This window comes from Microbacterium sp. AZCO (assembly GCF_039614715.1).
Classification (GTDB): Bacteria; Actinomycetota; Actinomycetes; order Actinomycetales; family Microbacteriaceae; genus Microbacterium.
This window is the reverse complement of record NZ_CP154857.1, coordinates 3,202,104-3,215,490: the sequence shown is the minus strand read 5'-3', so window position 1 is coordinate 3,215,490 and position 13,387 is coordinate 3,202,104. Positions and strand designations below refer to the sequence as shown.

Genomic DNA, 13,387 nt, shown 5'->3' with positions numbered 1-13,387 from the left:
CCCCCATGAGCCGGGTGAGTGGATTCCCCGGATCCTCCCGCCGGGCCATCGCCACCCGTTGTGGTCTCAGGGTCGCGCACGACGGTCGAGCGCCGCGAGGTCGGGGTGCTGCTCGCGCACCTGACCGGTCGCCGCCACGATCACGTCGCCGCTCAGCGGCGTGGGGGTCAATGCGACGCTGCTGCGCGGCATCCGTTCCTCCTCAGCCGTGATAGGTGATGAAACCCCATCGCCACACCAGAGCATCGATCCCTCGATCATCGAGTTCCGGGAGCAGCTCACGCAGGCGCTCGGTGACGGCGTCTTTGACGAGCGGGCGGGGCGTGTCGGGCAGCTCGACCGAGTCCGCGGTGAGCAGAGCCTGCTTCACCAGGGCCAGAAGGGACTCGAACCGGTCGGGCGCGAGCGCGAACACAGCGCCTTCATCCGCCGTGGGGATCTTGCGAGAACCTCGGCCGACGTATGCGGCGACGGCCTCACCCCAGAGTGCGCGATCGGGGTCAGCGGCGGTAGACATAGAGAACCTCACCGGTCTTGGCGTCGATCACAGTCACGGATGTGACATTCGGGTTGTCGATCAGCGCGGGCAGCTCGACCTGGTTCCAGACCGACTCGGCGCGCACGTCACCGAGGAATGCCCTCACGTCGCCCGAAGCGTTCTGGGCAAGCGCCTGTGACACGGCTCGCCAGGTCGCGTCGGTTGCTGGATCGAACCAGTCGTCCGGCATGTCATCCAGCACCCCCTGCCGCTCCAGGAGCTGCTCGAGTGTCGAGCCGTGGGTTCTCGAAGTCAGGTCGGCCGCACCGTTCATGGCGGCATCGGGGATCACCGCGCCGTCCTCGTCGAGTACACGACCCGACCAAAAAGTGGCATCGCCCGGGGCCGTCACGGGGTCGATGTGGGAGAAGACGCCCTGATCGACGAGGTGGACGTCGAATGGCACCGCAACCACGTCGGAGGGAAAGTCCACATAAGCAATGGGCGCCGCGTCGACCGGGGAGTCGGGTGCAGGACCGGTGTCCGGGCGCACGGGCTCGGGGCCGGCGGCGTCCGAGTCGGCTGTGCCGTCGTTCACGGGGTCCGATCCGCCCGAAGCGGGGTCGCCGCTGCCGTCGAGGTCGTTCCCGGCACCGTCCGGGTCTGCCCCCCCGTGCGACCCGCCGTCGCCGCCGGCTCCGCCACCCGTCGTGGTCTCGGGATCACGCACGACTGTCGTCCCGTCACCGGCCCCGCTGGTTTCGGTGCGGACGGGTGCGTCGTGGACGATGGCGTTGACGGCTCCGGGCCCGGTCTCGCCGCGCACACCACCCGCGGCCACGAGCTCGGGCTCGCGTACGGGCGCCGGGACAGCGGCATCCGTCCCGCCTACTCCGCGAACGATCCCGGCTTCGCTGTCGAATGAGCCGGCGGGCAGCTCGACTCGTCCGCCGTCGAAGACGAGGACGTCGTTGCCGGCGGCGTCGGTGCCCGCGCGGACGGAGTCGAGGTCGACGCCCATATCGTCGAGCAGGCGGATTCCCGACGCCGGATCCGTCGCCGCGTAGACCTCGATGTGCGGCGGGTCGAGCTTGCCGGCGGTGTCGAGGCCGGCGATGACGCCGTCGAGGCCCTTGAACCCGCCGCCCGCGAGTTTGAGGGCGCCGTTGACGGCCCACGACGACGGGTCGATGAGGTCGACCACGCGGGCCATCTTGGAGAGGACGTTCGCGGCGGTGCCGGCGGTCTTCACGCCCGTCACGGCCGCTCCGGCGGGGATGAGGATCGTGCCGACGTTGAAGACGGACTCGCCGAGCGCCGTGCCGGGGTCGTCCTGCCACTTGTCCCAGGCGATCAGCGCCTTGCCGGTGTTCAGCAGCGCCTCGTCGGCCTCGTCGGTGAAGTCGGTGACCTCCTCGGGGAGGAGGTTGCCGCCGAACATGTCGGCGGTGTCGTCGGCCATCTTGAGAAGGTTCAGCGGCGGGGTCCCCGCGATGACGATCCCCGCGGCGAGGAGGCCGAGGTTGCCCCACGCCGCGCCGTACGCGTCGCCCGAGAACCAGTCGCCGGTGGCGGGGTTGTAGCCGAGCACGAGGGTGCCGAGACCCTCGATCGTGCCCCACACGCCGCCGACGATGACGCCTTCCCAGAGGAAGTCCTTGAACACGAACTTCGCGGTCGCTTCGCCGCATCCCTCGGAGCGCTCGACCGGCGCGCCCCAGGGCATCTCGGTGCCCTCGGGGATCTCGTCCAGCATGTACCCGAGCGGGTCGTCCTCGGACTGGGAGCCGCGCAGGGGCTGCGCGCCGTACAGGCCGCGGATCCTGTTCGCGCAGGTGCGCTCGGCGTCCCACAGCGCCACCTGCTGCGCGTTCACCTGCGAGATGAGGTCGTTGTTGCGGTCCACGTACTCCTGGACCTCATGCCACTGCTTCGTGACGTAGTGATACTGCGGGATGCTGCGCCCCTGCGTGCCGGCACCCGTCGACGGGCTCGAGTACGGCGCGTAGCCCGCGTACGACGACGTCGTGCCGTAGGGTCCGTAGGCGCTCATGTACGCGGGGTTGAGCTCCCGCACGGACACGCCACCATCGACCTCGGACTGGAACGCGTACGCCTGCGTCCGCAGCGAGTCCAGCGCGGCTTTGATCGGCCGCACGTCCGCGGCGAACTGCACGAGCGCCGCCGAGACGACGTCGAGGTTGTCGCCCGCGGTCGTCGCCTGCGACGACACCGGCTGCATGAGGCCGAGCAGGGTGCCCGCCTCCGGCGCCTCGTACACGCCCGCCATGCCCTGCCACTTCAGGTGGACGTTCGAGCCGTTGTCGCGCACCTGCCCCGCGATCGTGCCGACGGTGCGCGCGTGCAGCTCGATCGAGTCGGGATCCAGGTCCGCGCCGGGGATCGCGTCCGGCTTGATGTGGTCGGGCACTACTGCACCCCCCGCGGCAGTTGCGGCGGATAGACCGCGGCGACCGAGGCGGACTGGGCGTTCGCCGCCATCTCGAGGTCGCCGTTCACGTACGCCTGCGTGGCGTTCACGACCCCGGAGGCGGCCGCGCTGATGCGGGCGTTCATTCCTTCGATGCGCGGGCCTTCCTCGCGGTCGAAGTACTCCTGCAGCGCGCCGCCGATCGCCGGAGAGCCTGCGGCTCCTGCAAGGGCCCCTTCCAGGGCGGGGCCCAGCCCGTTCAGCGCCTCACCGAGGGCGGTCGCGTAGGTATTGACGTCCTTGAGGACGGCGACGACCCCCGACGGCTGGATGCTCCAGTGCGTCATGGATCAGTGCGGACCGGGCTCAGCCGATCGACTCGACCGCGGCGCGCGCCTTGCGCAGCGCGTCCTGCGCCGACTCGTCGTTGCGCTCCAGCGACGAGCGGAGCGTCTGGATGATGCCGCGCACCTCGGCGGCGGCGTTCTTCCAGCGCGTCTCCTTCGCGCGGTAATCGTCCGACACGCCCTCTGCGGCGTAGTCGGCCATCGCGGCCTGCACGTCGCGGTCGCGCTGATCGATCAGCGCCTCGAGCTGCGCCGCGACGCGGTTGAAGTTGTCCTGCGCGTTCTGGGAGGCCGCGATGTCGTAGTCGCGACGGTCACTCTGGTTCGCCATGTCTTCTGTGTCCCGTCCCGGTCAGCGGCCCGCGCCGAAGCGCGCGGCGTCGAACGACGATCCTGCCTCGAGGCTCTGCGTCTGGTCGACCATCGCCGACTCGCCCTCGAGGAACGAGCGGTTCATCCCGCCGATGCCTTGGAGCACGCCGTCCAGCGATGCCTTCAGCTCGGCCGAGATCGCGTCGGTGCGCGACTTGAATCGATCGAACGCGGCACGACCCGCACCCTGGAAACGACCCTCGAGCGGCTCCGCCGCCTCCAGCAGCTGTCGCACCAGCGCGGCCAGCTCGTCGCTCGACCCAGAGGTCGCCTTCGTCAAGGTCGACAGGGTGTCAGCACCCATCGCGAACTTCATGCGTCCGTCATCCCTTCTCCGCGGCGAACACAACCGCCGACCAGACCCGATTTTCCTTGGACCCCTGACAGGCTAACCCAGGTGCCGCGAGAGGCCCTGTCCCCCGTCCGGGGGACAAAGCGCCTCCTTGCCAACCTGCGAGAGGCGCGTGACAGCGCCGTGACAGCAGCGCCACCGCCGTGACAGCGGCGTGACAGTGCCCCCGGCGCACTCTGAGTGAGGCCATTCAGAGAAAGGCATCACAATGACTTCCACCACACCCACATTCGCGGTGCGGGCCGAAGGCCTCGTCAAGGTCTTCGGCGACAACCGTGCGGTGGACGGCGTCGACCTGCGGGTCGAGGCCGGCACCGTCTACGGCGTGCTCGGGCCCAACGGCGCGGGCAAGACCACCACCATCCGCATGCTCGCCACGCTGCTGCGCCCCGACGGCGGCCGCGCCGAGATCTTCGGCCACGACGTCGAGCGCGAGGCGCAGATCGTGCGCCAGCTCGTCGGCGTCACCGGCCAGTACGCCTCCGTCGACGAGACCCTCTCGGCCACCGAGAACCTCGTCCTCTTCGGCCGCCTGCTTGGTCTCTCGCGCCCCGACGCCCGGAAGAAGGCCGTCGACCTCCTCGAGGAGTTCGGATTGACGGATGCCGCGAAGCGGCCCCTCAAGAACTTCTCGGGCGGCATGCGCCGACGCCTCGACCTCGCGGCATCCCTCATCGCACGGCCGCCGCTCATCTTCCTCGACGAGCCGACGACGGGCCTCGACCCCCGCACGCGGGCGCAGATGTGGGACACGATCCGCACGCTCGTCGCCGGCGGCTCGACGGTGCTGCTCACGACGCAGTACCTCGACGAGGCCGACCAGCTCGCCGACCGCATCGCCGTCATCGACACGGGCAAGGTCGTCGCCGAGGGCACGTCCGACGAACTCAAGTCGTCGGTCGGCACCTCGAGCCTGCAGCTTCGCCCCGCCGACCCCGCCGACCTCGAGGACGTGCGCCTCGCGGTCGAGCGCGTGCTCGGCGTGCCCGCGACCGTGTCGCCGGAGGCCGCGCGCCTCACGGCGCCGATGCAGAACCCCGACCTCGTCACCGACCTCCTGGTCGCGCTGCGCGAGTCCGACATCCGCCTCGCCGAGCTGAGCGTGCAGAAGCCGACGCTCGACGAGGTCTTCCTCACCCTCACGGGACACGGCGTCGAGACCGCCGACATCCGCGAGGAGCACGAGCTCGAAGGGAGCCTCGCATGACCACCGCCGTCCTCACCCCCGACACCCCGCTGCGCAACCACGTCAGCGTCGGCCAGTCCATTCGCAACTCGCTCACGATGGCGGGCCGCGGCCTCATCAAGATCCGCCGCACGCCCGAGCAGCTCATCGACGTCACGGTGCAGCCCATCATCTTCACGGTGATGTTCGCCTACATCTTCGGCGGCGCGATCGCCGGCAGCGTCGAGACGTACCTGCCCTTCCTCCTCCCCGGCATCCTCGTGCAGACCGTCATCACGACCTCCGTCGTGACGGGCGTGCAGCTGCGCGAGGACATGGAGAAGGGCGTCTTCGACCGCTTCCGGTCGCTGCCGATCGCCCGAGTCGCACCGCTCGCGGGCGCACTCCTGGCCGACACCCTCCGCTACGCCATCGCGACGACACTGACCTTCGCGACGGGCTACATCATGGGCTACCGTCCCGACGCCGGCTTCACCGGCGTGCTGCTCGCGGGCCTGCTCGTCATCGGCGCGTCGTGGGCGCTCAGTTGGATCTTCGCCTTCTTCGGCGTCATCGCCCGCACCGCGGCATCCGTTCAGGGCATCTCATTCCTGATCCTCTTCCCGCTGACGTTCCTGTCGAACGCCTATGTGCCGATCGACACGCTGCCGCCGGCACTCGCGTGGTTCGCGTCGATCAACCCCGTCTCGCACCTCGTGTCGGCCGCCCGGGCCCTGACGATGGGGACGGATGCCGGAGCCGACGTCGTCGCGACGATCATCGGCGCCGCCGTCATCGTGGCGGTCTTCGCCCCGCTGACTGTTCGGGCCTACATGCGCCGGGCCTGACCGGCGCAGGTGTCGCCGCGGGTTCGGCGCGTTCCTCTCGGTCGAGACGGAACGCGCCGGATCTACGGCAGCTCCTCGGCCAGAGTCTGCAGCTCCTCGAGGGCGGCGTCGGAGGACAGCTCCGGCGCCGCCTCGATGTCGCCGGCGATGCGCCGGTAGAAGGGCTCGGATGCGTCGACCCGGCCCCGCAGCGCCGCCGACGCGGCGAGCGCGCGGGCGGCCGAGGCATCCTGCCCCCTCCCCGCGAAGCATCCCGCGAGGCTCAGAGCGACGTCCGCGATGATGGGCTGGTCGCCGCTGCGCAGCGCGAGCGCGAGGGCGGTTCGCAGCGCGGCGGCCGCGTCGTCGGCACGCCCGACCAGGATGAGCGCCTGGGCCCGCTTCGACCCAGCCCACGCGGTCAGCTGGTCGGGGAAGTTCGGCGCGAGCTGGGAGCCGAGCCCGTCGAGGTGACGGAGCGCGGCCTCGCCGTCGCCCGCCGCGATGTCCACAGTCGCGGCGGTCATGCGGGCCTGCGCGAGCGCCCGGTCCGAGCCGTCTGCCTTCGCCGTCGCCTCGATCTGGGCGAGTCGCGCGCGCGCCTCGTCGAGCCGGCCCAGGCGCAGCAGGATCGCGAGGCCCTGCGAGCGCTGCTGCAGGAGGTCCGACACCGAGGTGAGGCCCGTGAAGCCCTCGGTCGAGGCGTCGGCGACGGCCAGCGCCTCCTCGAGGCGCCCCTCGAGCGTGAGCCACTCCGAGCGCATCTGGCTCGCGAACGCGATGCCCCACACGTCGCCGAGGTCGCGGAACATCCGGACGGCGCGCTCGCTCTCGACCCCGAGGGTGTCGACGTCGCCGCTGTTCTGCGCGACCGCCGAGCGGATCATCGCCACGAACGCGTGCGACCACGCCGGCGCGTCGGGCGCGATGTCGGGGACCTCGAAGCCGCGCGACCAGCCCCAGCCGCCGTCGTGCCGCGCCAGCGCCTGCGCCGCGGCCGAGAGCAGCGGCGGCAGGATGGCCGTGAGGTCGGAGGGATGCTGCGCCGCGGCCTCGACGATCCGCGCCCGGCCCCGCTCGAACTCGGCGCGGTCGATGCCGAGGTCGCCGTCGCCGAGCCCTGCGGCCGAGGTCATGAGGGTCAGCAGCATCCCGACTCCGTTGACCACGACGGCCGCCTCCGAGTCGAGCGGCGCGTCGCCTGAGGCGAAGCGGCCGATGCCGCCCGTCAGCTCCTCGAAGCGCTCCCGCATGAGGCCCGGCCAGAGCATGACCCGGACGAGCTCGACGCCCGTCTCGACGAGATCGGCGCGATCGACGCACGTGCGCAGTGCGGCGGAGAAGTTCTCGTCGTTCGCGTCGAACCAGGCGAGGCCCTGCCGCACCTTCGGACCCCGCAGGAGCGGTTCGCGGGGCCGCGCCAGCTCGACCATCGCCCGGGCCTGACGGCCGCGGGCGTCGGGCTCGCGCGCCGTCGCGCGCAGCCGATCGAGCCCGTATTCACGGACCGTCTCGAGCATGCGGTAGCCGCCGTCGCTGCGGCGCAGGAGCGACCGGTCGACGAGCTGGTCGAAGGCGCCGGCATCCGTCTCGAACTGCGTCGCGACCACGCGGGTGTCGTTCGCCGCGATGCCGTCGGGGAAGACGGACGCCGCGAGCAGCGCGTCGCGCTCCGCGTCGGTCAGGGTCTCCCAGCTCCAGTCGATGAGGGCGCGCAGCGTCTGGTGGCGCGGGTCGGCCGTGCGCGGGCCCGCGGCGAGCAGGGCGAACCGGTCGTCGAGACCCTCGTCGATCTCGGCGAGCGTCAGGGTGCGGGCGCGTGCCGCGGCGAGCTCGAGCGCGAGCGGAAGTCCGTCGAGCCGCCGCACGATGCGCTCGACGGTCGCGGCCTCGTCGTCGGCCGGTCCGGTGCCGCGGGCGGCTCTCACGCGGCGCGCGAAGAGCTCCACGGCATCCTCCGCCGGAAGCGGTCCGAGGTCGACGAACGCCTCGCCCGCGATGCCCAGCGGCTCGCGGCTCGTCGCCAGGATGCGGGCCGCGGGCGTCGCCCGCAGCAAAGTCAGCGCGACGTCGGCGGCCTCCGCCGACACGTGCTCGCAGTTGTCGAGCACGATGAGCACCCGCCGGCCCGCGAGCGCGTCGAGTGCGCGCTGTCGGGGCGACAGCGGCGCCGACGAGCCGGACGCATCGCCGATGCGGATGCTGCGCCCCGCCGCCGCGGCGACCGCCGCCCACACCTCTCCGGCCGCCGCCGGGGCGAGCTCGACCACGACCGTCGCGTCGCCCCAGGCCCGCGCCGTCTCGAGCGCGAGGGTCGTCTTGCCGGCGCCGCCGGGGCCGATGAGCGTCACGAGCCGCTCGGCGCCGAGCTGCGCGCCGATCGTCGCGAGCTCGCGCTGGCGTCCGACGAGCGGGGTGAGGGCCGCGGGGATGGCGGCGGGCGCCGGCGGAACGGCGGCCGGCTCCGCGGGTGGGGGAGTGACGCGGGCCAGCCGTTCGGCGTGCGCGCGGTCCTCCAGCAGGTCCCGGACGACCCAGTCGAACTCGGGGCCCGGGGTCCAGGGGTCGCCGGTCCACAGCGCGAGGGCCTGGCGGGAGAGGGCGGATGCCTCCACCGGGTCGGTGCTCGTACGCGCGGCGGCGACGAGGTCCTGGAACTCCGTCACGTCGACATCAGCGCGCTCGACGGCAAGGCGGTAGCCGCCCGGCGTCGACTCGATCGAATCGGCACCGAGCGCGCGGCGCAGCCGCGACACGAGCGACTGCAGCGACGCCCGGGGATCCTCGGGAGCATCCTCGGGCCAGACGTCTTCCGCGAGCGGCCGGTAGGCCACCGTCGTGCCCGCGTCGACCGCGAGCCGGAACAGCAGCGCCTGCTGCCCACGCCCGTGCACGGCGATCGTCTCGCCCGCGGGGCCCGCGAGGGCGAGCCCGCCGAAGAACCTCAGCCGCACGGATCAACGATAGGGCGACCCGGCGACTACACGTCCGAGCGCTGCACTTTCCTGCGAGCGCGGGTGGCGCCACGCGCCGTGTCGGCGACTCGGCGTCCGAGCGCTGCGCTTTCCTGCGAGCGCGGGATCGCCGCGACGCAGCGCTCGCAGGAAACAGGCGCGCTCGGCGCGGGCCGCGGGGCCTACCCCTTCGCCTCGCGAGCCGCGGCCTTCATCGCGCGCTTGTGCTCGCGCACCTTCGCGAGCGACTCGGCGCTCGTGATGTCGGCGACGCTGCGGTGCGTCCCCTCGTCGCCGTAGGGGGTGGATGCCTCGCGCCAGCCCGCGCCCGTGAACCCGTACTGCTTCCCGAGCAGCGCCAGGAAGATCTTCGCCTTCTGCTCGCCGAAGCCGGGCAGGCCCTTGAGTCGGCGCAGCACCTCGCGGCCGTCGGGGTCGTCGCGGGTCCAGAGGGCAGCGGCATCGCCTCCCCAGTCCTGCTCGAGGGCGGCGCACAGCGCCTGCACGCGTCCGGCCATCGACCCCGGGTAGCGGTGAACGGCGGGAGGAGTGCGGAAGACCTCGACGAACGCCTCCGGGTCGTAGCCGGCGAGGGTCGCAGCATCCACCGATCCCACGCGCTGCTCGATCTTGAGCGGCCCCGCGAACGCCGTCTCCATCGCGACCTGCTGGTCGAGGAGCATGCCGATGAGCAGGGCGAGCGGATCGTCGGTGAGCAGACGGTCGGCGGCCTCGTCGCCCGTGATGTGGAGGGTCATCCGGCCAGTCTCGCACCGGGGCGCCGGGCGGGGCCACCGTCCGCCCAGGGCGGCGGTGCGAGGATGGAACGGGAGGCGAGCATGGCCGGATCGGAACCCGCCGACGCACTCGACGCTGTTGCGTCGGCGGTGCGCGAGCGGCACGTCATCGTCGTGGGCGGCGGTATCGCCGGGCTCGTCGGGGCGCTCGAATGCGCCAAGGTCGGGCTGCGGGTGACGCTGCTCGAGGCATCCGATCGGCTCGGCGGCGCTGTCCGCACCGTCGAGGCGGGGGGATTCGTGCTCGACGCCGCCGTCGAGGGATGGTCCGCCCGCGGCGGGGCCGTCCGTGCGCTGGCCGAGGAGCTGGGTCTCGGCTCGGCGATCGTCTTCGATGCGGATGCCGAGACGTGGATCGCCGGACTCCCGGGCGCGGCGCCGCTGCCCCGGCGCGCGATCGCCGGCATCCCCGAGAATCCGTGGGACGAGCGCGTGCGCCGCATCATCGGCTGGCGCGGCACGTGGCGCGCGTACCTCGACCGCGTGCGCCCGCCGCTGACGATCGGCAAGGAGCGCAGCCTCGGCAGGCTCGTGCGCACGCGCATGGGCGACGCCGTGCTCGAGCGCCTCGTCGCCCCCGTGAGCATCGGCGTGTACGGCACGCATCCCGACGACGTCGACGTCGAGGCCGTCGCGCCGGGCCTCAGCACCGCGCTCACGCGCACGGGCTCGCTGAGCGGCGCCGTGTTCGACCTGCTCGTCGACCGGTCATCGGGTCCGCCGCGGGAAGGCCTGGCGGGTGGGATGCCGCGCCTCATCGCCGCGGCCCACGACAGGCTGACCGCACTCGGCGTCGAGGTGCGCACGGGCGTCGCCGCGGAGCGGCTCGAGTCGCAGCCCGGCGGCCGGTGGTCGGTCCTCACGTCCGACGAGAGTCCGCTCGACCCCGCCGACGAGGTCATCGTCGCGGCCCCCGAGACCGAGGCGCGGCGCCTGCTCTCGCCTGTCGTTCCGGCGCTCGACGGGCCCGTCGGCGGCGCGCATCCCGTCGAGGTCGTGACGCTCGTCGTCGGCTCGGTCCCGGGGGAGCGGCGCGACGCCCTCTACCCGGTGCCCGGCACGGCGCGGGCCGTCGCGGTCGTCGACTCCACCGTGCGCTGGCCCTGGCTCGCCGCCACGGTCGGCGACGGCGTCCACGTGCTGCGGGTCACGTTCGGCGCGGCCGGGCTGCCCGCCGCGACCGCGGAACTCGACGACGCCGCTGCCGCCGAGCTCGCCCGGAGCGAGGCATCCCTTCTCCTGGGTCACGAGCTGCGGGACGTGCGCGGTGCCGCCCGGGCCCGTTTCGACCCGCCTCGACCCGCGTCCGCTCTCGGGCACGCGGAAGCGGCCGATGCTGTGCGAGGGGCGATCGAAGCAGTGCCGGGGCTCTCGGCCGTCGGCGCGTGGCTCGCCGGCTCCGGGCTCGCCCAGGTCGTGCCGGACGCGCTCGCCGAGGCCGATCGCGTGCGTCGGCGGGCGCTGTGGAGCGGCCCGGAGGACCGACTCGTCCCCGAGGCATGAGGATCTGTCAAGGGCGGATGCCGGAATCGGCATGCCCGGCTAACCTGGGAGCACGCACCACCACCCGAGCGTGAGGAGACGCCCCGTGAAAGGCAAGGTAGGACTCGTCATCGGCCTGGCTGCAGGTTATGTGCTCGGTTCGCGCGCAGGTCGCGAGCGCTACGAGCAGATCAAAGAGCAGGCCCTCAAGGTGTGGAACCTCGACCCGGTCCAGGATCAGGTCGACAAAGTGAAGGGCTTCGCGAAGCAGAGCGCCATGGCCCTGCCGTCGACGCTGTGGGACAGCGCCGTCAAGGTGACCAAGGCCGCGACCTCGAAGGGCACGACCCCCGGGCAGAAGCTCGACGGCGCGATCAAGGCGGGCAAGGACTCCGCCTCCGACATCGACGCCGCCGCCGCGACCTCCGCCTCCGCCGTGAAGGACGCCGTCGACGACGCGTTCGACGACAGCTCCGACGCAGGCCGCGGCGGGGCGTGACATGACGACACCTCGCGGCTTCCGAGACCGCGCCGACGACGGTCTGCTGACCCTCATCGGCGATGTCCCCGAACTCATCCGCAACCTCGTCACCGCGGAGATCGAAGCCGCGAAGGCGTGGCTCCGACGCACCTCGAAGGATGCCGGCATCGGCTCCGGGTGGATCGTCGGCGCGCTCTTCCTCCTCTTCTGGTCGATCCCGCTCCTGCTGGCGTTCATCATCATCGGGCTCTCGTCCTGGATGCCGGTATGGGTGGCGTCGCTGATCGTGCTCGTGGCGCTCTTGATCGGTGCCGCGATCATGGGTCTGCTCGGCTATCTGCGCTGGCGCAAGGTCATCGGACGTGAGAACCCGGCGCAATCGATCGCGAAGGACGTGGAGGTAGTGCGCAATGAGCTCTGAGGTTCCGGTGCCCCGCACCGCCGTTCCGCTCGGTCTCACCGACCCCGTCGAGAAGGCGCGCGCCGAGCTCAAGGCCGCCCTCGCCGCGATCGAGGTCAAGGCCAACGTGCCGCGCCGCATCGAGCGCGCGTCGGACGACTTCGTGCACCGGGCTCGCGCCTTCGCGAAGAGCAATCCCCTCGGCGCGACGGCAGCCGTCCTCGCCGGAGCGGCCGCGGTCGGCGCGATCGTCTGGTCGATCGTGCGCTCCTACACGCGCTGACAGTCTCATGCCCGCCTCCCGAAAGAGGACGACCGGACAGGGTTCGGTCAGCCGGGGTATGGTAAGAGGCAGGCAGTGCGATGGCGCGGATGCTGCCGACGGCGCGGGCTCCACTTGGAGAGGGCTCGCATATCGCCCGTCGGCTGCTCGTACATGGGGCGGTCGACTGAGTAGTACCCACCGAGAGTCGACCCCATGAACGCATCACCACGGCCTTCCGACGCCAAGCCCCTCGCGGGCTGGCGCGTGCTCGTCCCCCGCGGCGGGCCGTGGGGCGACGGAGTCGCCGCATCCCTGCGGCGCCAGGGGGCGACGCCGGTCATCGCGCCGCTCATCAACTTCGCGCCGACGAACGATCAGGCCACGCTCGAGCAGGCGCTCGCCGACCTCGCCGGCGGCGCCTTCGACTGGCTTACGCTCACGAGCGCGACGACGGTCGATGTGCTGTACGCCTATCGCGCGGTCATCCCGGCCAAGACCCGGGTGGCGGCCGTCGGAGAGACGACCGCGGCCGCGCTGACGGCCGTCGGCTACCGCGTCGACCTCGTGCCCGAGCGCGACAACTCCGCCGCCGGCATGGCCGAGCAGCTCATCGCGCTCGAGCCCGAGCCCCGCGACGTGCTGACGCTGCGCAGCGAGATCGCCAAGCCCGTGCTGACCCGGATGCTGGCCGAGGCGGGGCACCGCGTCCGCAGCGTCGTGGCCTACCGGACGGTGGGCGTGCCCGTGACCGAGAAGATCGCCGAGGATGTGCGCAGCGGCCGTATCAACGCGATCCTCGTGACGAGCGGCTCGGTTGCCGACCAGGTGCACGAGCAGTTCCCCGATGTGCCGTCGTCGACCCTCATCGCCGCGATCGGCCCGCGCACCGCGAAGGACGCCCGTCGCGCGGGACTCTCGGTCGACGTGGTCGCCGACCGGCAGACGGTCGACGCCCTCATCGACGCCGTCGGACGCTTCCCGCTGCCGCACGCGGCCGACGAGTTCGCCCCCTGATCCGGGCCGTCCCGTGCCCGCG

General features: G+C 72.2%; 15 protein-coding genes. 7 read left to right on the top strand and 8 right to left on the bottom strand.

All coding sequences use genetic code 11. From position 1 onward, the window contains the following. Nucleotides 1–66 precede the first annotated feature (66 nt). From AAIB33_RS14665 to AAIB33_RS14640, 6 genes are all read right to left on the bottom strand, one after another. Nucleotides 67–192, bottom strand: coding sequence for a hypothetical protein (locus AAIB33_RS14665; protein ID WP_345800701.1), 126 nt, complete (start codon nucleotides 190–192; stop codon nucleotides 67–69). Between the two features lie 10 nt (nucleotides 193–202). Then, entirely contained in the window at nucleotides 203–415 is a 213-nt protein-coding gene (locus AAIB33_RS14660) for a hypothetical protein (RefSeq protein ID WP_345800700.1), read from the bottom strand. 85 nt (nucleotides 416–500) lie between these two features. Continuing rightward, nucleotides 501–2,909: a hypothetical protein gene (locus AAIB33_RS14655; protein WP_345800699.1), complete on the bottom strand. Its 2,409-nt coding sequence runs from the start codon at nucleotides 2,907–2,909 to the stop codon at nucleotides 501–503. Continuing rightward, the gene (locus AAIB33_RS14650) at nucleotides 2,909–3,256 is read right to left on the bottom strand and encodes a DUF6507 family protein (protein WP_345800698.1); all 348 of its coding nucleotides are present in this window, start codon (nucleotides 3,254–3,256) and stop codon (nucleotides 2,909–2,911) included. The genes AAIB33_RS14655 and AAIB33_RS14650 overlap by 1 nt, the downstream gene beginning before the upstream one ends. A gap of 19 nt (nucleotides 3,257–3,275) precedes the next feature. Beyond that, on the bottom strand, nucleotides 3,276–3,587 hold the full coding sequence (locus tag AAIB33_RS14645; protein WP_345800697.1) for a pore-forming ESAT-6 family protein: 312 nt from the start codon (nucleotides 3,585–3,587) through the stop codon (nucleotides 3,276–3,278). A gap of 21 nt (nucleotides 3,588–3,608) precedes the next feature. After that, nucleotides 3,609–3,944: a hypothetical protein gene (locus tag AAIB33_RS14640; protein ID WP_345800696.1), complete on the bottom strand. Its 336-nt coding sequence runs from the start codon at nucleotides 3,942–3,944 to the stop codon at nucleotides 3,609–3,611. Nucleotides 3,945–4,188: 244 nt separating this feature from the next. Here AAIB33_RS14640 and AAIB33_RS14635 point away from each other — a divergent pair, with 244 nt between their 5' ends. Together AAIB33_RS14635 and AAIB33_RS14630 are read left to right on the top strand one after the other, a co-directional pair. Continuing rightward, nucleotides 4,189–5,187, top strand: a complete 999-nt coding sequence (locus tag AAIB33_RS14635) for an ATP-binding cassette domain-containing protein (RefSeq protein WP_345800695.1) — start codon at nucleotides 4,189–4,191, stop codon at nucleotides 5,185–5,187. Next, nucleotides 5,184–5,993 (top strand): ABC transporter permease, encoded by an 810-nt coding sequence (locus AAIB33_RS14630; RefSeq protein ID WP_345800694.1) that lies wholly within the window; start codon nucleotides 5,184–5,186, stop codon nucleotides 5,991–5,993. The genes AAIB33_RS14635 and AAIB33_RS14630 overlap by 4 nt, the downstream gene beginning before the upstream one ends. 62 nt (nucleotides 5,994–6,055) lie before the next feature. Here AAIB33_RS14630 and AAIB33_RS14625 read toward each other — a convergent pair whose 3' ends face one another. Then, nucleotides 6,056–8,926, bottom strand: a complete 2,871-nt coding sequence (locus tag AAIB33_RS14625) for an ATPase (RefSeq protein ID WP_345800693.1) — start codon at nucleotides 8,924–8,926, stop codon at nucleotides 6,056–6,058. Nucleotides 8,927–9,108: 182 nt separating this feature from the next. Then, nucleotides 9,109–9,684 carry an HhH-GPD-type base excision DNA repair protein gene (locus tag AAIB33_RS14620; protein WP_345800692.1) on the bottom strand — a complete coding sequence of 192 codons (576 nt, stop codon included), beginning with the start codon at nucleotides 9,682–9,684 and terminating at the stop codon, nucleotides 9,109–9,111. Nucleotides 9,685–9,765: 81 nt separating this feature from the next. Here AAIB33_RS14620 and AAIB33_RS14615 point away from each other — a divergent pair, with 81 nt between their 5' ends. From AAIB33_RS14615 to AAIB33_RS14595, 5 genes are all read left to right on the top strand, one after another. Continuing rightward, nucleotides 9,766–11,226, top strand: a complete 1,461-nt coding sequence (locus AAIB33_RS14615) for an FAD-dependent oxidoreductase (protein WP_345800691.1) — start codon at nucleotides 9,766–9,768, stop codon at nucleotides 11,224–11,226. A gap of 85 nt (nucleotides 11,227–11,311) precedes the next feature. Further along, nucleotides 11,312–11,704: a hypothetical protein gene (locus AAIB33_RS14610; protein ID WP_345800690.1), complete on the top strand. Its 393-nt coding sequence runs from the start codon at nucleotides 11,312–11,314 to the stop codon at nucleotides 11,702–11,704. A 1-nt stretch (nucleotide 11,705) separates the two neighbouring features. Next, nucleotides 11,706–12,107: a phage holin family protein gene (locus tag AAIB33_RS14605; RefSeq protein ID WP_345800689.1), complete on the top strand. Its 402-nt coding sequence runs from the start codon at nucleotides 11,706–11,708 to the stop codon at nucleotides 12,105–12,107. After that, nucleotides 12,097–12,369 carry a hypothetical protein gene (locus tag AAIB33_RS14600; RefSeq protein ID WP_345800688.1) on the top strand — a complete coding sequence of 91 codons (273 nt, stop codon included), beginning with the start codon at nucleotides 12,097–12,099 and terminating at the stop codon, nucleotides 12,367–12,369. Before AAIB33_RS14605 ends, AAIB33_RS14600 begins: the two co-directional genes overlap by 11 nt. 195 nt (nucleotides 12,370–12,564) lie before the next feature. Then, complete coding sequence (locus AAIB33_RS14595; RefSeq protein ID WP_345800687.1) at nucleotides 12,565–13,365, top strand: uroporphyrinogen-III synthase; 801 nt, start codon at nucleotides 12,565–12,567, stop codon at nucleotides 13,363–13,365. Nucleotides 13,366–13,387: the final 22 nt, after the last annotated feature.